Annotated in this window: 16 protein-coding genes; 9 read left to right on the top strand and 7 right to left on the bottom strand. The window is 53.5% G+C overall.

The genetic code is table 11. From position 1 onward, the window contains the following. Position 1 precedes the first annotated feature (1 nt). The 5 genes from IPI29_11100 (at position 2) to IPI29_11080 (ending at position 6,573) form a co-directional block, all read left to right on the top strand. Positions 2 to 766, top strand: a complete 765-nt coding sequence (locus IPI29_11100) for an SDR family oxidoreductase (GenBank protein ID MBK7413090.1) — start codon at positions 2 to 4, stop codon at positions 764 to 766. Between the two features lie 87 nt (positions 767 to 853). Further along, positions 854 to 1,807 (top strand): hypothetical protein, encoded by a 954-nt coding sequence (locus tag IPI29_11095; GenBank protein ID MBK7413089.1) that lies wholly within the window; start codon positions 854 to 856, stop codon positions 1,805 to 1,807. Between the two features lie 42 nt (positions 1,808 to 1,849). Further along, on the top strand, positions 1,850 to 5,626 hold the full coding sequence (locus IPI29_11090; protein ID MBK7413088.1) for a hypothetical protein: 3,777 nt from the start codon (positions 1,850 to 1,852) through the stop codon (positions 5,624 to 5,626). 2 nt (positions 5,627 to 5,628) lie between these two features. After that, positions 5,629 to 6,285, top strand: coding sequence for a formimidoylglutamase (locus IPI29_11085; GenBank protein MBK7413087.1), 657 nt, complete (start codon positions 5,629 to 5,631; stop codon positions 6,283 to 6,285). Between the two features lie 6 nt (positions 6,286 to 6,291). Beyond that, positions 6,292 to 6,573 (top strand): arginase family protein, encoded by a 282-nt coding sequence (locus IPI29_11080; protein ID MBK7413086.1) that lies wholly within the window; start codon positions 6,292 to 6,294, stop codon positions 6,571 to 6,573. A 3-nt stretch (positions 6,574 to 6,576) separates the two neighbouring features. Here the strand turns inward: IPI29_11080 and IPI29_11075 are convergent, their stop codons facing one another. Beyond that, positions 6,577 to 7,191, bottom strand: coding sequence for a hypothetical protein (locus IPI29_11075; protein ID MBK7413085.1), 615 nt, complete (start codon positions 7,189 to 7,191; stop codon positions 6,577 to 6,579). 23 nt (positions 7,192 to 7,214) lie between these two features. Next, positions 7,215 to 8,066 carry an EamA family transporter gene (locus tag IPI29_11070; GenBank protein MBK7413084.1) on the bottom strand — a complete coding sequence of 284 codons (852 nt, stop codon included), beginning with the start codon at positions 8,064 to 8,066 and terminating at the stop codon, positions 7,215 to 7,217. Between the two features lie 35 nt (positions 8,067 to 8,101). Here IPI29_11070 and ettA point away from each other — a divergent pair, with 35 nt between their 5' ends. Genes ettA through IPI29_11055 form a run of 3 tightly spaced genes read left to right on the top strand, consistent with a single transcriptional unit; the run spans position 8,102 to position 10,679 of the window. Further along, positions 8,102 to 9,784 (top strand): energy-dependent translational throttle protein EttA, encoded by a 1,683-nt coding sequence (ettA, locus tag IPI29_11065; GenBank protein ID MBK7413083.1) that lies wholly within the window; start codon positions 8,102 to 8,104, stop codon positions 9,782 to 9,784. Between the two features lies 1 nt (position 9,785). Then, on the top strand, positions 9,786 to 10,412 hold the full coding sequence (locus tag IPI29_11060) for a hypothetical protein (protein ID MBK7413082.1): 627 nt from the start codon (positions 9,786 to 9,788) through the stop codon (positions 10,410 to 10,412). 24 nt (positions 10,413 to 10,436) lie between these two features. Next, positions 10,437 to 10,679, top strand: a complete 243-nt coding sequence (locus IPI29_11055; GenBank protein MBK7413081.1) for a DUF2007 domain-containing protein — start codon at positions 10,437 to 10,439, stop codon at positions 10,677 to 10,679. 254 nt (positions 10,680 to 10,933) lie between these two features. Here the strand turns inward: IPI29_11055 and pckA are convergent, their stop codons facing one another. Continuing rightward, the gene (pckA, locus tag IPI29_11050) at positions 10,934 to 12,529 is read right to left on the bottom strand and encodes a phosphoenolpyruvate carboxykinase (ATP) (GenBank protein MBK7413080.1); all 1,596 of its coding nucleotides are present in this window, start codon (positions 12,527 to 12,529) and stop codon (positions 10,934 to 10,936) included. A gap of 57 nt (positions 12,530 to 12,586) precedes the next feature. Here pckA and IPI29_11045 point away from each other — a divergent pair, with 57 nt between their 5' ends. Beyond that, positions 12,587 to 13,762 carry a hypothetical protein gene (locus IPI29_11045; protein MBK7413079.1) on the top strand — a complete coding sequence of 392 codons (1,176 nt, stop codon included), beginning with the start codon at positions 12,587 to 12,589 and terminating at the stop codon, positions 13,760 to 13,762. Here the strand turns inward: IPI29_11045 and mscL are convergent. The 4 genes from mscL to hutU form a co-directional block, all read right to left on the bottom strand. After that, entirely contained in the window at positions 13,740 to 14,135 is a 396-nt protein-coding gene (gene mscL, locus IPI29_11040) for a large-conductance mechanosensitive channel protein MscL (GenBank protein ID MBK7413078.1), read from the bottom strand. The genes IPI29_11045 and mscL overlap by 23 nt on opposite strands. A gap of 48 nt (positions 14,136 to 14,183) precedes the next feature. Beyond that, positions 14,184 to 14,519 carry a hypothetical protein gene (locus IPI29_11035; GenBank protein MBK7413077.1) on the bottom strand — a complete coding sequence of 112 codons (336 nt, stop codon included), beginning with the start codon at positions 14,517 to 14,519 and terminating at the stop codon, positions 14,184 to 14,186. 43 nt (positions 14,520 to 14,562) lie between these two features. Continuing rightward, positions 14,563 to 15,117 carry an RNA polymerase sigma factor gene (locus IPI29_11030; protein ID MBK7413076.1) on the bottom strand — a complete coding sequence of 185 codons (555 nt, stop codon included), beginning with the start codon at positions 15,115 to 15,117 and terminating at the stop codon, positions 14,563 to 14,565. Between the two features lie 198 nt (positions 15,118 to 15,315). Next, the gene (gene hutU, locus IPI29_11025; GenBank protein MBK7413075.1) at positions 15,316 to 16,971 is read right to left on the bottom strand and encodes a urocanate hydratase; all 1,656 of its coding nucleotides are present in this window, start codon (positions 16,969 to 16,971) and stop codon (positions 15,316 to 15,318) included. Positions 16,972 to 17,077: the final 106 nt, after the last annotated feature.

Here is a 17,077-nt window from a genome sequence, read left to right as displayed (position 1 = left end):
CATGCAGATCACACGTTTTGAACGGGGCTTACGGGATCGTGTAGCCCTTGTCACCGGTGCAGCCATCGGTAATGGCCGCGCATTCTGTGAGCGGCTTGCCGAAGAAGGTGCAAAGCTCATCATCGCCGATCTCGAAGAAGCTGTGGACACGGAACGCGCCGTACTCGAGCTCGGAGGAGAAGTGGTGAGCATCCGTGCGGATATGACCAACCCGGCAGATGTAGAGCGCGTGGTTCACACCGCCATTGAGCGATTCGGACACATCGACATCCTCGTCCACAACGTTGGACACTACAGCGAAGAGCCGTTTGAATTGCTCTCGTTCGCTGAATGGAAGAAGACCTTGGAGATCACGCTCGACTCCATTTTTCATACCGTTCGTGCAGTGCTGCCACATATGAAGCGCGCCGGATTCGGTCGCATCATCACGTTCTCAAGCGATACTGTCTGGCTCGGCACGCCGTATCTCACGCACTACGTTACCGCCAAGATGGGCGTCATCGGTTTCACACGTTCATTGGCCGCAGAAGTAGGGAAATACGGAATCACCGTCAACACCATCACGGTTGGCCTTACGGCTACACAGAATGCCGGAACATCTTCCGTGATGAGCCCCCTCCTAGAACACATCATCCCTGCCCAAGCCGTCCACCGAGCTGATGAACCGGAAGACATCGCCAATGTGGTTGCCTTCCTGGCTCTCCCGGCATCCGGGATCATTACGGGGCAGACGATCAACGTGGATGGGGGCGTAGCACGGCACTAGCCTGAAGGTGACCTGTGTAGGTGACCTGTGTAGGTGACCTTGGCAGTATCTATATTCGACAGAGTCTCACTTTACTGGCGAATTCCAATGAAGCATGTGGTTTTCCTCTTGTCGTTTGCGATCGCAAGCATTTGCGCTTCAGCACAGGCGCCCGATTTTCATTACGCCTTTGATGGGAATTCTCTTGACAGCTCCGTGAATCGAGCGAACGGAAATCTGTTTGGCGAATACGGATATGGTGTTGACAGAACAGGGACTGCAAGCAAGAGCATCTTCTTTGAAGCTAGCGGTCAGATGTACAGTTTTCCGAAGCAACTTGATGGAGATCAGTTGTCGGTAAGTTTTTGGTATAAGAAGAACGTCGACGGTGTCTCACTTCCATCTGAGCCAACTGGCTTTCCGATAGCCGCAGCACCTGATACGAATGCCGGCGGGGTACGGTGGTCTATTGACATTCACCGCTCAAGCCAGCAGCAAGATCGGCTCTGCTTCAAGGTAGTCACCGCCGATGGGTATGAGGCAGTATGTATCGACGTTGATACGTCATGGAATCACTTCGCCTTTGTTTGGAGCATTACGGGTGTTACAAGTGAGGTTAAGGGGTACAGGAATGGACAACTGATTCAAACCATCGGTGATCTCTCAGCCAATTCGTTTATGGAGGCACACTACCTACATCTTGCGGGCAAGGATGTTGGGAGCCTTCTTGATGATCTGAAGATCTACCGACGACTGCTTTCCGAGAGTGAGATTGCGGTTCTAGGGGAAGGGGGCGGGAGCACTTCAGTTGATGACGATGTCTTGCCAATCGAAGCAGCACATGTAAGTCCTTGTCCAGCCACTGATCATGTGTCGTTCGTAGTGAATGGCCCCCTACAGCCAACGGACATTCGCATTATGGATCACCTGGGTCGAGTTGTACTCCAGGCTGAAAACGCATCTTCTATTCCCATCACCACTCTCGGCAATGGCACCTATACGGCGTACGCATTTGCTGACGGATTGGCCATTGCAATGGGTAGGTTCGTGGTGCTGAGGTAACGCCGTACTGCGTAACTTTCGAGTCTACGATTCGGAGGTTCTATGTTCTTCTCGGTACGCCCCCTATTCATTGCTACCGCGCTATTTCTCTTCCTTGGGTCGGCAGCTCTCATAGCTGCTGATGGTGACACTGTGGTGGTCAAAACCCTACAGTTCTCAGACATCACAAAGAGATCGGGAACATGGTTGTTCCCGCCGCCAGGACGGTACGAGAAGGTGCTCATGCAGTACACTCTCAAGTGCGACCCGGCAACCACGCAGGATAACTATCCGTGCGGAGAGTGGGACTACCTCACGTATACAGTGTTGCGCGACTCAACAGGCGAGTTTGACTCTACGCGGAGAACGCAGGTGAACTTCATTGTACGCGGAGCAACTCCGGATTCGTTCCCGTATCGTGCTTCGTTTGTGAACAACACGGTTCGTTACCGGACAACAACCGTGCAGCGCTCATCTGAAGGGGAGTATTTCCCGATAGGTGCCGGAGGACAGAATAACTCTGCTGTGATCCGTCCAGAGGGCGGTCGAGTACGATACATCTGGAAGGCCACAGAACTCACTGCCGCCGGAATGACGGCCGGGACAATCAACGGTATAAAGCTGACCACGTCAGCAGCGGCACCAAACGTATCGCTGTTCACGATCCGCATCCGGGCAACGCAGAATGCAACGCTGGGCAAGACGATGCAGAATGAAGATCTCACGACTGTTGTCAGGCGGAACATCTCCTTTGTAGAAGGCGTGAATCATATCCCGTTCTCAACGCCATTCATGTGGGACGGTGCGTCGGATCTGATCATCGACTTTTCGTGCCAAGGAGCCCCCTCCATAGTGGGGATCAGTGCAGCTAGTGCGCCGGACGGATTGGCAGATGATGGCTCGCGTAAGGTGTTCAACTTTACGGCAGGTGACCGTATCGATGTGCCGGGAGAGATCGGCACGCTGATCAATGATGAAATCACAATCTCCTATTGGTGCTGGGGCAATGCAGCTAAACTTCCACGTGCACATAACACGCTCGAGGCGTACGATGCGCAGGGCAGACGTGTTCTGAATATTCACGCACCGTGGGACAATGGCACGATATACTGGGATGCGGGGATCAATCCTGCTGATGGCTCCGGAGATCGTATTGAGAAGAACGCTGCTGCAGACTCATACGAAGGACGTTGGAATCACTGGGCGTATACGAAGTCCAAGTCGGGCGTGATGCGTATCTACCTGAACGGTGCCCTCTTCCATGAAGGCGCTGGCATGACCAAGAAGATGAATGGGATCACACGTTTTGTGGTTGGCTCGGGCAACTCAGGTTCCTACGAGGGTCTCCTCGATGAGATCCAGGTGTGGAACACGGCGCTTGACGAAGCAACGATCAAGACGTGGATGACACGCAAGATCTCCGATACACATCCTCAATACCCGAAACTCATTGCCTATTACCGCGGTGAGCTCGATACGGATCCGTTGATCGCACGGGATGAGACTGGGTCGGGCTTTATGGCTGCACTCTTTGGTGTACCAACACGCGACCGTCTGCTGCTCGATCAAATGGGGTATATGACGCAGACGAATACTGCTCGCCCCTTTGCAACATTTGAACTCGGAACCGTTTCGGCAACAACAACACGTGTTGATGTAGACGTCACAATGGAACCACGCAGAACCTCTGTTGTGCTGTATGAGCGTCCGGTGCAGCCACGCATCTATCGTCCGGGTGCTGCAGATCATCCGTCGGTCCCAACAGACACACTCCTTGTTCAAGAAGCAGGGAAACTCTACACGTACGATGAGGCCGGTCTCAAGGTGGATTCCACGATCGTGGCAGCTGAGACTACACTCAGAAAGGTTCTCTCTCCGTACTTCGATCCGATCGTGGACTTCGAGATCGGTCGATACATCACTCCATATGGCATTGGTCTCGACCTCGGGCCGAATGGCTTCCGTTGGGAGTATGATGTAACGGACTTTGCTCCGCTGCTTCGCAACAATGTTACGTTGTCGGCAGGCAATCAACAGGAACTCATCGACATGACGTTCATCTTCATCAAGGGCACCCCGCCTCGTGATGTGAAGCAGATCGATCAGGTCTATTATGATCGTGGTGCGATGTTCCCGGCAGTCCTTGCGGGAACGTCTCTGCCACCGGTTGATGTGAAACTCAATGCAGCAGCAAAGACCTTCCGTCTCAAAGCCGTTACAAGTGGTCACGACTTCAGCAATGAAACCAACTGCGCAGAGTTTTGCCCACGTACACACTTCCTCAGCGTGGATGGAACTGAGCGATTCTCGTGGTTGCTCTGGAAAGAGGGTGGTGATAATCCGGTCTATCCTCAAGGGGGCACGTGGCTCATCGATCGTACTGGTTGGTGTCCGGGTGCACCTGTTGATATGTATGAGTTCGAACTCACGCCGTTCGCAACAGGCAAGAGCAGCGTAAGCATCGACTATGGCATCAAGAAGCAGGCTGCGAATGAAGCATGGGGCAGATGGGAAGTGTCAACACAACTCATCGGATATGGTGATGCCAACTTCCAAAAGGATGCCGCAGTTGTAGACATTATCTCTCCGAACAATTGGGAGTACTACGGCAGACTCAATCCGATCTGTGGCGAGCCCGTGATCGTCATTCAAAACACCGGATCAACTGACCTCACGACCTGCACGATCGAATACACCGTGAATGGTGCCGGAAAGAAGTCGTTCAATTGGACGGGGAATCTCAAGTTCCTTGGTCGCGACACCGTTGTTCTTCCGGAAGCATCTTGGCCAACAGCCGAAGGTCTTTCATCCTTTGCTGCTACGGTTGTGCTCACCGGTGATCAGTATGCACCGAACAACACACGCGCAACACAATTCGTAATGCCTCCGGCGTACTACAATGATCTGCAGATCGTTCTTCGTACGAACAAACAGGCTGAAGAACAGTACGTATGGAAACTGAAGAAGACAACAGGTGAGGTGATCGGTTCTGGTGAGAACCTTGCAAGCGAAACAACATTTACCTACGACTTCGATCTTGCCAGCGGCTGTTATGACTTTGAACTGGTCAACAAGGAAGGCTACGGTCTCGACTTCTGGTTCTTGCGTTCGCAACTCGGAACCGGGAGCTTGAGCTTTAAATCCGGCGGTGCTACGATCAAGGTGTTTGAACCGGACTTCGGCAACAAGGCGTGGATGCAGTTCACCGTTGCTCCAAAGCCAACAATTCAAACGAGCACCGATAGTGTAAAGTGGCAACTCGCTGCTCCCGCACGTGAAGAGAAGTCGTTTGTGATCCGCTCAATGACCGATGCACCATTGCGCGTTGACAGTCTAGCGATCTTCTCTGTGCGCAAACACTTCTTCCTTGTCTCAACATCGGTAGCGCTGCCCGCTACTCTTGCCAAGGGCGACTCCATTGTTGTGATCCTCGCCTTTGAACGTCCTGACGCAGGCACCACTTCCGGTTCTATCCGTGTCTATTCCAACGATGAACGTCAGAGCGCAAAACAAGTACGTCTGGTAGGCACCGTAGGAACGACAAGTGTTGATGACAACGTCATCGATCCAACATCCGTCTTCGTTCTTGATGTTGTTCCGCACCCGGTTGCTGACCATGGAACGGTACGCCTGCAAGTATATCGTCCGGAACTTTTGCGCGACGCGCAGATCATCGTGCGTGATCTTGTTGGACGTCAGATCGTTGCGATCCATCGCGGTGATCTTGCTGCCGGCGAGCAGCGCTTTGAGCTACCAACATCGATCCCGTCCGGTTCATACCGTATCAGCGTTGAGTCCACAATGGTCCGCCAGACCATCCCACTCGTCATCACACGCTGATCATGTCTCCAGTAGATCCCGCAGATCCTCGCATTGGCCACTTTCTGGCCGATGCGAGGTCTGTACCGTCAACAGCCAAAACCGTGGTTGTCCTTATCGGCGTTCCACAGGACATCGGAGTAGCGCGCAACAACGGCAGGCCCGGTGCGGCAGAAGCCCCTTCTGCGATTCGTGCCAGTCTCAAAAAACTTGCTACATCACAGATCCAGGATGTGGTAGAGCAGGGGTTGTTGAGTATCGTAGATATGGGTGATATCAGTACCGAGGGCAAGACCCTTGAGCAGATCCATGATGTACAGCACGATGTAGTGAAGCGCGTTGTAACTCGCGGACACATACCGGTGGTGCTTGGAGGTGGTCACGACTGCGCATGGCCAACCATCCGTGCGATGGAATCATCGGGCAAGGAATATGGTGTTGTGAACATCGATGCGCACGCTGATGTTCGCCCCCTCCAAGATGAAACACGTGCACACAGTGGCTCACCGTTCAGACAGATGCTCTCTCAGGAATCATCCCACCTCTTGCCCGGCGGTTTTGTGGAGTTTGGTCTGCAAGGGGCGAGTGTTTCCGCTGCACATCTCAACTATGTGCGCGATGCTGGTATGCACGTTGTGATGCTTGATGAGATCCGACGTGAGAACATCGCCTTCATCTGAGACAGAATGTATGCCCATGCTGCATTGTCTCAGCGGACCTATGTATCGCTGGACATGGATGCATTCGCATCTGCCTATGCTCCAGGTGTTAGTGCGCCGGCTGCAGATGGATTCACTCCACACGAGATAGCATCATGTTTACGCACTGCTGCCGCGTCGGGCTCACTTGCGGCATTCGATGTTGTTGAGGTCAATCCTCACTTTGATGTTGACGGTCGCACAGCAAAACTGGCCGCCACGATGATCAACGAGGTCTTGATCGGCCTCGCTCAGCGCTTGAGATCATAAAACTCACTCAGCTGCACCGCTCAAGGATGCGGCTGCCCATGCGGCAAGTGGAGCTACTACCACGTCGATACTATAGTGGACGTGTTGCAGGATAACGGCTGTGCCAACGATCCCGGCAAGTACAAAGAACACCGTCTTCCACACGCGGTTCGGAAGCACAAAACCGATGACGCAAAGTATCGATGTGTGACCGCTGAAGAACAGGTCGCGCGTGAGTGGCACAGATGATCCGGAGGTAAACATCTGCACCAAAGGATCACCAAGTGGGATCATCGTTGTTGGCGGATCCAACGGCAGAAGCCACATGCAGATGATGCGGAGTCCAATAAGCATCGTGTAGGCGCGTATGGCCTTGAAGAGCGTCGTTGGAGTGCGTGCCATCGCTACAATGGCCACGATCAGTGCGCCGTAGAGGACGATGAAGATCGGCCACGTCATGTCGACTGGACCAACGAGGGCGTGGATCGGGTCCTGGAATACCAGACCTTGACGTTGTTCCACGCTGTTGAGGAAGCGCGTGTAGGAGAACAGCGTAATGAACAGTGTAGCAAACGTGACCACTGCAAGGACCATTCCCTTGCGATCGCTCAAGAACTCTTTCCACGTAGGTTGTTTCATTGCGAAAATTAGCGAACTGTTGCTCACCAGAATGCGATCGAGACCGCACCGGTGGCCATCACTGCTGCGGCAAAGAGTCGACGGCGTTGATCCCCCTCACCCAACATCCGTATTCCGAGAAACGCACCAAAGAGTATGCTGGTCTCTCGTAAGGGGGCGATACTGGTCACAGGTGCAAGCTTCATTGCCGTGAGCATCAGAATGTATCCCGCAGGCGAGACCAGGCAGATGAAGAGAACCTTGCCCTTGTGCTCGCGCCATACATCGCGTATGCCCATGCGGTTGCGCCAGAGCAGCGGCGATAGCGCAATGGTTCGTGTTGCACTGGCGCTCCAATCGTAGAGCAGGGGTAGGATGGCCACGGAGACCATGATACGTTTGTCGAACGTGGTATAGAGCGCGATGAGGAGCCCCGTACAGAGTGCATATACGATACCTTTGCGCAGGTGCTCGAGTCCGGCTTTGAACATCGGCACGCTGAGGATCACAACGCCGCTGCCGATGAGGATCATCCCTACTACGGCACCGGGTGTGGGCACTTCATCGAAGAACAGTGACGCAAAGATCATCGTGAGGGCCGGACCGGTCCCGCGGGCAAGGGGGTAGACCACCGACATCTCGCCGTGACGGTATCCGCGCATCAGGAGCATGAAGTAGACAAGGTGGATCATTGCTCCCGTGCCGATGAGCAGAACCGACTGCACATCCAGCACCGGGGTGAAGTAGATCCAGACGGGAATCACTACCGGGAGGTAGAGAACCGTGGAGACGATGCCCGTGAGAAGGACGAAGGGAAGGCCCCCTCCCACCTTCTTTGCCTGAAGATTCCAGACCGCGTGGATCACCGCTGAGGAGAGAACGAGAAGAACGGCCAAGAGAGACATCGTGCAAAGTCGTAATTTTGCTGGCTATGGCAGTATTTGAACCCCAAAAGATCATCTTCAGCATGGTTGGCGTAGGCAAGATCTACAAGCCAAACCGCCAAGTGCTGCGAGACATTTACCTCAGCTTCTATTATGGCGCAAAGATCGGCGTGCTTGGTCTGAACGGTGCGGGAAAGTCCACACTGTTGAAGATCATCGCCGGACTCGACGAAGAATACGTCGGCCAGATCACCAAGAACAAGGACGTCACGTTCGGTTACCTCTCCCAGGAGCCGGAACTCGATCCCAACAAAACCGTCAGGCAGGTTGTTGAGGAAGGGGCTGAGGAGGCCGTGGGTCTTCTACGTGATTACAACGCTATCAGCGAGAAGTTCGCCGAGCCCGATGCCGACTACGAGAAGCTCATGGATCAGCAGGCAAAGCTCCAGGAGAAGATCGATGCGATCGGCGCCTGGGATATCGACTCCAAGCTGGAGATGGCGATGGATGCCTTGCGCTGTCCGCCCCCTGACACACTTGTGAGTGTGATCTCCGGTGGTGAAAGGCGTCGAGTAGCCCTCGTGCGTCTGTTGTTGAAACGTCCGGATGTTCTGCTTCTTGATGAACCAACCAACCACCTCGATGCCGACAGTGTTGCATGGTTGGAACGTCACCTGCATGACTACGAAGGAACCGTGATCGCTGTAACGCACGACAGGTACTTCCTGGACAACGTAGCCGGCTGGATCCTGGAGCTCGACAATGGCGCCGGTATACCATACGAAGGCAATTACACTGCATGGCTTGAGCAGAAGACTGCTCGCCTAGCACTTGAGGAAAAGCAAGAATCCAAGCGTCAGAAAGCGCTCAAGGAAGAGCTCGAATGGGTGCGCATGAATCCGAAGGGACGTCATGCCAAGAGCAAGGCACGTATCTCTGCCTATGAGAAGTTGCTTGATGAAGAGAGTGTAAAGCGTAACGAAGAGATGGAGATCTTCATCCCCGTTGGACCGCGTCTCGGCGAGCGTGTAGTGGATGCCGTTGATGTCTCCAAGGCCTTCGGTGACAAGATCCTGTATGAGAACCTTTCGTTCTCATTGCCACCCGGCGGTATCATCGGCATCATTGGTCCGAACGGTGCCGGTAAGACAACATTGTTCAAGATGATCACCGGTCAGCTCGAGCCAGACAGTGGTTCATTCAAGGTAGGCGAAACCGTCAAACTCGGCTATATCGATCAGAACCGTCCGCTCGATCCCAAGAAATCCATCTGGGAAGAGATCAGTGACGGCGCCGATATTCTCATGATCGGTACTCGCGAAGTGAATTCCCGCGCCTATGTCTCCAGGTTCAACTTCAACGGCAGCGACCAGCAGAAGAAGGTAGACCAGATCTCCGGTGGAGAGCGCAACCGTGTCCACCTAGCCAAGATGTTGAAGGAGGGGGCTAACGTCCTCCTCCTCGACGAGCCAACGAATGACCTTGACGTGAACACCCTCCGAGCCCTTGAGGAGGCCCTACAAGGATTTGCAGGATGTGCCGTCGTTATTTCCCACGATCGCTGGTTCCTGGACCGGATTGCAACGCATATCCTTGCGTTTGAGGGAGACAGCCAGGTTGTCTGGTTCGATGGAAACTACTCACAGTATGAAGAGGATCGTCGCAAGCGACTCGGCATTGAGGCCGACCGACCGCACCGCATTTCGTACCGTAAACTAACCCGTGACTGATATGATGAAACTCGCTCTTGTACTTGCCCTTGTTGCTGCACCGATGATCGGCCAGCAGATGCCCCAAATGCCAAACTTCAAGGCACCGCCGGGACACACCGTCAAGGTTGAATCCGTTACGACCAGATATGACTTCTCGAAGTTCAACCGTGAGATCACGATGAACCTTGATGCCTTCATCTGGGCTCCGAGTGAGGTTCCTAAGGGCTATAAAGAGACCAAGACCGTCAAGCCAGCAACGAAGGCCGCTACATCACTCTGGAATTCATGGGAAACCGTGCTTCCGGCATTTGGTGCTCCTGAGCGAAAGATCGCTCAAGCATACACCGGAGCTGATGGTGGTGTGATCATGTATATCAAGTGGGGCAAGCCCCTTCCTCAAGATGCACGGAAAGCCATCTGCAGGGTCTTGTACAAGGCAGATGAAAAGCCAGCCGGCAAGGACACCAATGATGAGATCCTCGTGACCGATGATTGGGTTATCGTATGGTCATTCCCAAAACCACTGTCGAAGCTCAAGGAAGCACATCAAAAGCGTACATTTGACAACATCGGGCGTCAGGCAGAAGCATGGATGAAGGCCAACCCCGAGAAGGCAAAGAAATATCAGCAGGCACCAGGTAAATAACGTCATCAGTGTAGGAGTCGGGTCATGATCCTTCTATCGACATTCGAAAACGAGATGGAAGCGCAACTCCTTGCCTCGCAACTTCGCGAAGCAGGCATCGATCATAAGATCGAAGAAAACAAGGCCGACGGCTTTCAGCTCTTCGTCTTCGAAGACGATGTTGAAGAAGCCAAGGAGATCCTTGAGGCCCGCGCCTCTTCCGATGACGACTACCTCGTAGACCTTGGTGGCGACGATCTGGACCTTGACGAATTCGCCGACGAATAACGTTGAAGACATGACGTTATGACAGTTATGACGTTATGACGCTATGACAACTATGACGTCATAACTGTCATACCGTCATAATCGTCATGATTGTCATTACGTCATTTCTTGGGGGTCACCCCGAGCGTAGTCGAGGGGCAACGCCACGCACTACACATCTGTAAACGAAAAACGTGCGCACCATCAACGATGGTGCGCACGTTTTGTAATTGTCATGACGTCATAAAAGTCATAACGTCATAATTGTCATAACGTCATTTCTTCATCGCATTTCGAACATTCTCCGCAACACTATCTGCGAACTGAGTGAAGTTCTCTTCGAAGAGATTCACAAGATGTGCGGCTTGCTTGTCGTAGGCCGCAGTGTCTGCCCACGTGTTGCGCGGGTTGAGAACTTCTGAAGGAACGTCCGGACAGGAAGCCGGAATGCTCAGATTGAAGAAGCTGTCCTTCACAAACTCTACATTGTTGAGTTCGCCGTTGAGTGCTGCGCGAAGCATGGCGCGTGTGTACTTGATCTTCATACGGCTTCCAACGCCATACGGTCCGCCGCTCCAGCCGGTGTTCACAAGCCATACTTGTGAGCCGTGTTGCGTGATCTTATCGCGCAAGAGATTCGCATACACGCTTGGATGGTGCACCATGAACGGGGCTCCAAAACACGTAGAGAATGTTGCTGATGGTTCCTTTACGCCTGCTTCTGTACCGGCAACCTTTGCGGTGTATCCGCTGAGGAAGTGATACATCGCTTGCTCAGGTGTGAGCTTTGCGATTGGAGGCATTACGCCAAAGGCGTCTGCTGTAAGGAAGACAACATTCTTTGGGTGACCGCCCTTGTTGCCGGGTGCGATGTTTGGAATGTTCTCGCGTGTATACGATGCGCGTGTGTTCTCTGTGTGGAGTTGCGAATCGAGATCGATAACGCGAGTGTCTTCATCGATGTCGACATTCTCGAGGATCGTGCCAAAGGTGCGCGTGAGATTGAAGATGATCGGTTCTGCTTCTGCATTCAGGTTGATGACCTTGGCGTAGCAGCCCCCTTCATAATTGAACACGCCATCATCACTCCAGCCGTGCTCGTCGTCACCGATCAGTGCACGTTCCGGATCTGTGGAGAGTGTTGTCTTGCCTGTGCCGGAGAGACCGAAGAACAGCGCAGTGTCTCCATCCTTGCCAATGTTGGCAGAGCAGTGCATCGACATCACCTTGAGCTTCGGCATGAGGTAGTTGAGTACCGTAAAGATCACCTTCTTGTTCTCGCCGGCATACGATGTGCCGCCGATGAGAATGAGCTTCTGCTCAAAGCTGAGGATGATGAACACTTCGCTCAATGTGCCGTCGATCTCCGGGATCGATTTGAAACCAGGGACAGTTACAACTGTAAAGCCGGGAACAAAGTTTTCGAGTTGTTCATCCGTGGCCTTGATGAACATGTTCTGTACGAAGAGCGAGTGGTATGCCTCTTCTTGAATGAAACGGACAGGGAGGGAATATTTCTCATCTGCGCCGGCGATCAGGTCCTGGACATACACGTCTCTTCCTTGCAGATATGCAAAGACGCGGGCCTTGAGTGTGTTGAACTTCTCCGTTGAGAACGGCTTGTTCACCTTACCCCACCACACATCTTCCTTGCTTCCGTCCTCTTCAACAACGAACTTGTCGTTGGCACGACGTCCGGTGTACGGTACCGAGTTCACGCAGAGTGCGCCGTGTTCGGAGAGAATACCTTCTTCGTACGACAGTGCGTGCTCATACAGTTCAGGTGCAGTGAGATTGTAGTTGATGTCTCCGAGATTGTGCAGCCCCATTGACTGGAGTTGCGTGACGACTAGGTCGGCTCCCGTACTCATGACTCGTCCCAATAGATGTTAAATCAGATGACAATGTCACAAATATCGTGGTTTTCGATGAAGCGTCCTTCTTTCTTTGCCGGAGACGAGGTAGTTGGGCTTATCGACCGGATCATGATTGAGCTGAAAGGGGCTGGTGGTGCACCAACACCCTCGCTGATCGAATCTGTCCGTCGTTCAACAGACCCTTTCGTTGCTGCATCTTCATCGTTGATCATCGATGTAGCACTCGGCACGCTCCGGGCTGAACGCCTTGGCAAACGCAGAGATGGTTGGCTGTTCACCGACAAAATGGCCGAACAATGCACTCATCCGCGTATCGCCGCTCATCATGCTGTGCCGTTCACCGGACGCGAGCATGTGCTAGAGATCTGCACCGGTGCCGGACTCGACGCAGCAGCTCTTGCAGCGGTATCAGGCAGGGTCACATCATTTGAAGCAGATCCGATCATCGCCGACATCACTGCCGGGAATCTTCATCGAACTGGGATCACCAATGTGGATGTTGTACGTAATGCATGGCCCCCTTCCGACGCCGTAGACAATACGTATGATGGTGTCTGGGCCGATCCCTCGCGCAGATCCGTGCGTGGCAGACAACGTTCCGGGGCAACCTATGAACCGTCTCTCTCCAGTATTCCTTCTGCTCCCGTAGTTGGGATCAAGGTTGGTCCGGGCGACGACGTAGATACCACGGGCTATGTGAGCGAGTTCGTGGGCTTTGGAAAGGAGTGCCGGGAGCGAATACTGTGGCGGTCTTCACACATAACGGTCGACACCGTCACGCTGGTTGACAGACAGTTTTCATGGCAGGCGAACACGGATCTTGATCCGTTCGTTGTGCCAACCGCTGAGTATCTGATCGAACCGCACAACGCCATCATCGCGAGCGGTCGAGTTGGAGACTTCTTTGCCGAGATCGGTGCCGCCGTTTTTGACCCACACATCGCCTATGGTGCGATGAATGCGGAGCCCCCTCCATCGCCATGGTATGAGCGGTATCGAGTGCTGAAGATCGATCAGGGTGTGTCTGTGCGGCGTATTCAGGAGTCGATTCGGGAACTGGGATGGGGCTCCACAACCATCTTCAAGAAACGCGGCTGGGAAAACGACCCGGAGGACCTTCGCCGTGCGTTATCATTCGCAAGCGGAGGTCCTCCGGGAGTAGTTATCGTGATGCGTGTGGGAAGCGGCCATCAGACCGTGTATGCTACTTCCGTAGCGAGTCTCTGATCTCTGTAAGGAGCTTCACTTCATCTGATGGTTCAGCAGGTGCAGCAGGTGCGTCTTCTTGTTTGCGCTTCATGGCGTTGACGGTCTTCACAACCAAGAACATCACAAAGGCGATGATCAAGAAGTTGAGGACAACTTGGAAGAACTTGCCCCAGTTGATCATAACGGCACCCTTGCCGTCTGGACCTGCGGCTTTTAGCGTTGTTGCGATGTCCGTGAAGTTGATCCCACCGAGGATCATGCCGATCGGAGGCATGATGATGTCGTTGACTAGCGATGCCGTGATAGCGCCGAATGCACCGCCAATGATCACGCCTATTGCGAGATCGATGACGTTGCCCTTGGAGATAAACTCTTTGAATTCGGAGATCATGCTCATGTTCTGCCCCGGAAATGATTGAGAATCAGCTGGGCGAAAGTACTACTTCGCTTCTGTTTCTCGGCATCCGCAGGTTTGAACCAGTTCCTGACGTAGGGCAGCGCGCTGCTCAGGCGTCATGCCGGCGCATTTCTTGGCCACGCCACTCTCACGCTCTACAGGTTGCCGTGATGTTCTATTCGAGGCGATGGACCCTGTTGCACTGCCATACTTCACGGCAAAAACTACCACGTAGGCAAAGGCCGTGATCCCGGTTCCCTCAAGGAAGGTGAGCCGGTGGTCATTGCCCATCATTTCATACAATAGCTCGTTCCAGATCACGGAGACAAGCAGCCCATTACATACCAACAGCCCGCCGATGCCAAGAAGGTACATCATCGAGCGGGCTGTTTTGGTCGTCAATAACGACATAGGGGGCTTACTAATCGTTTACGTTGTCGTACAGCTCCTGAAGCTTCTTGCGAAGGTACAGCACAGCATAACGTTTACGTGCGAGGAGCGTGTTGATGTTCACACCCGTTTCCTCGGACATCTCTCTAAACGATACACCCTCGAATTCATTTTTTACGAAGACCCACTTTTGTTCGGCCGGGAGCTCTTCGAGCCCCTCGATCACAGCTTCCCAAATGGTCTTGCGGACAAGGTCTTGTTCCGGATTGTAGGAGAAATCGCCCAAAAAGCGCTCCACATGATCCATTCCCTCTTCTTTTTGCTCGGCCGTGCCGAGATCGGCAAAGCTGTCTGTCCGCTTCTTGCGGTAGGAGTCGATGATCCGGTTGCGCACGGATGTGAACACCCAGGACGCAAGGTTGTCGATCGGCTTGTTCACGTCCTTGGACGCAGCAAGCACGTTGGCGAACACATCCTGTAGGATGTCTTCCGCTTCCTCTTGGTTGCGGACACGCTGGCGGATGAATCCGAGATATTTCTTCCGATCTGTGCGGAAGAGCTGTTCGATCTGCAGAGCTAGATCCATGGCATTACTACCCTCTGTGGTGATTCCACTTCTTGTCCAACGCGGACTTGGCGTGATACCCGTCTTGCGACGGAAGTCGGTTGCCTTCATGACACCTCCAGCTACGTGTATGTGAAATTGTTCTGCCGATATGTCAGGTCGGCTGAAAAAACGACGTAGCAGTTATGCCATTATGTCCTGTGTTAGTGACCGATGAGGTCAAGAAAGAGGTAGTGGTATTTCTATGCCAAACTTTCGTGAGTTAGAGATCGCTCGATCGTAACCGGCATCGGCGTGACGCAAGATGCCCATTAGGGGATCATAAGTCAACACTCGTGCCAACTTTTCTTCGGCTTGAATAGTTCCATCAGCTACGACCACCATTCCGGCGTGAAGTGACAGACCCATTCCAACGCCGCCACCGTGGTGGAGGGATACCCAGGTTGCCCCGCCAACGGCATTAAGAGCAAAATTGAGATATACCCAGTCGGCTATAGCATCAGAACCATCTTTCATCGATTCGGTTTCACGGTGCGGCGAAGCAACGCTTCCGCAATCGAGGTGATCTCGGCCTATCACTATGGGGGCCTTGACCTTACCGTCGCGTACGAGGTCGTTAAATAATTTTCCCGCCTTGGCTCTGTCCCCGTATCCAAGCCAACAGATCCGGGCCGGCAGACCCTGGAATCCGATGTGCTTCTGTGCCTCACGGATCCACTTGTGCAGGGCCTCATTCTCCGGGAACAACTCCATGATCGCGTCATCGGTCACCCGGATATCCTCGGGATCGCCCGAGAGGGCAACCCAGCGGAACGGACCCTTGCCGTCACAGAACAACTCGCGTACAAATGCGGGAACGAAGCCCGGGAAGTCAAAGGCATTGGCCACGCCGTCAAAATCCCTTGCCACGCCACGGATGTTGTTTCCGTAGTCAAACGTAACAGCACCCTTGGCCTGGAAGGCCAGCATTGCACGCACGTGGGCGCCAATGCTCGTGTAGGCTCGTTTCAAGTACTCGTCGGGGTTTGAGATCCGCAGACTATCTGCTTCGGCTTTGCTCAACCCGGCTGGGTAATATCCATTGAGCGGATCGTGCGCAGATGTTTGGTCTGTCACCACGTCCGGGATGATCCCGCGTTCTACCAATGCCGGCAGGATCTCTGCCGCATTCCCAACAAGACCAATGGAGATCGGCTCGCGCTTTTCCTGGTATTCTCTGATCACGGCCAATGCAGCATCGAGGTCAAACATCTTTCGGTCGCAATACCCGTCGCGGATCCGCTTATCGATCCGCTCCTCGTCGATCTCAATACAAAGCGCAGCCGCTCCGGCAATAGTAGCGGCAAGGGGCTGAGCACCACCCATACCGCCGAGGCCGGCGGTGAGCAGGAAGCGTCCGTTCAGCGTGCCGCCAAAGTGCTGACGGGCACATTCAGCAAATGTCTCATAGGTGCCCTGCACGATGCCTTGGGTGCCGATGTAGATCCATGAGCCCGCCGTCATCTGACCGTACATGATCAGGCCAAGGGCATCGAGCCTTCGAAACTCATCCCATGTGGCCCATTTCGGAACGAGGTTCGAGTTTGCAATGATGACCCGAGGAGCCCCTTCATGAGTCTTGACAACACCCACGGGTTTTCCGCTCTGAACGAGCAGGGTCTCGTCAACCTCCATCTCTCGCAAGCACGATAGTATGGCATCGAAGCTCTCCCAATTCCGTGCTGCCTTGCCCAAACCACCGTAGACAATGAGCTCGTCTGGCTTTTCAGCATTCTCCGGATCAAGGTTGTTCTGGATCATGCGATAGGCAGCTTCGATCTGCCAATTCTTGCATGTGAGTTCGGTGCCGCGAGGGGAACGGATGATGCGTTTCATGATGCAAATATGCTAATATGTCAGAGTGCTAGAATGGTGGAGAGTTAGAGTGCTAGAAAGGTAGATTGTTAGAAAGGTAGATTGTTAGATTGGATTGTTGGAATAG

It is taken from the genome of Ignavibacteria bacterium, assembly GCA_016707005.1.
GTDB lineage: Bacteria > Bacteroidota > Ignavibacteria > Kapaibacteriales > Kapaibacteriaceae > UBA10438.
The sequence above is the reverse complement of the archived record's forward strand: the minus strand, read 5'-3'. Positions and strand labels throughout refer to the sequence as shown.

What these genes read in the sequence shown, in the direction of transcription:
- mscL (MBK7413078.1), bottom strand. Translation starts at nt 14,135, where the DNA reads ATGATCTCCGAATTCAAAGAGTTTATCTCCAAGGGCAACGTCATCGAT.
- IPI29_11090 (MBK7413088.1), top strand. Translation starts at nt 1,850, where the DNA reads ATGTTCTTCTCGGTACGCCCCCTATTCATTGCTACCGCGCTATTTCTC.
- IPI29_11055 (MBK7413081.1), top strand. Translation starts at nt 10,437, where the DNA reads ATGATCCTTCTATCGACATTCGAAAACGAGATGGAAGCGCAACTCCTT.
- IPI29_11085 (MBK7413087.1), top strand. Translation starts at nt 5,629, where the DNA reads ATGTCTCCAGTAGATCCCGCAGATCCTCGCATTGGCCACTTTCTGGCC.
- IPI29_11100 (MBK7413090.1), top strand. Translation starts at nt 2, where the DNA reads ATGCAGATCACACGTTTTGAACGGGGCTTACGGGATCGTGTAGCCCTT.
- IPI29_11045 (MBK7413079.1), top strand. Translation starts at nt 12,587, where the DNA reads ATGAAGCGTCCTTCTTTCTTTGCCGGAGACGAGGTAGTTGGGCTTATC.
- ettA (MBK7413083.1), top strand. Translation starts at nt 8,102, where the DNA reads ATGGCAGTATTTGAACCCCAAAAGATCATCTTCAGCATGGTTGGCGTA.
- IPI29_11080 (MBK7413086.1), top strand. Translation starts at nt 6,292, where the DNA reads ATGTATGCCCATGCTGCATTGTCTCAGCGGACCTATGTATCGCTGGAC.
- hutU (MBK7413075.1), bottom strand. Translation starts at nt 16,971, where the DNA reads ATGAAACGCATCATCCGTTCCCCTCGCGGCACCGAACTCACATGCAAG.
- pckA (MBK7413080.1), bottom strand. Translation starts at nt 12,529, where the DNA reads ATGAGTACGGGAGCCGACCTAGTCGTCACGCAACTCCAGTCAATGGGG.
- IPI29_11060 (MBK7413082.1), top strand. Translation starts at nt 9,786, where the DNA reads ATGATGAAACTCGCTCTTGTACTTGCCCTTGTTGCTGCACCGATGATC.
- IPI29_11030 (MBK7413076.1), bottom strand. Translation starts at nt 15,117, where the DNA reads ATGGATCTAGCTCTGCAGATCGAACAGCTCTTCCGCACAGATCGGAAG.
- IPI29_11075 (MBK7413085.1), bottom strand. Translation starts at nt 7,191, where the DNA reads ATGAAACAACCTACGTGGAAAGAGTTCTTGAGCGATCGCAAGGGAATG.
- IPI29_11035 (MBK7413077.1), bottom strand. Translation starts at nt 14,519, where the DNA reads ATGATGTACCTTCTTGGCATCGGCGGGCTGTTGGTATGTAATGGGCTG.
- IPI29_11095 (MBK7413089.1), top strand. Translation starts at nt 854, where the DNA reads ATGAAGCATGTGGTTTTCCTCTTGTCGTTTGCGATCGCAAGCATTTGC.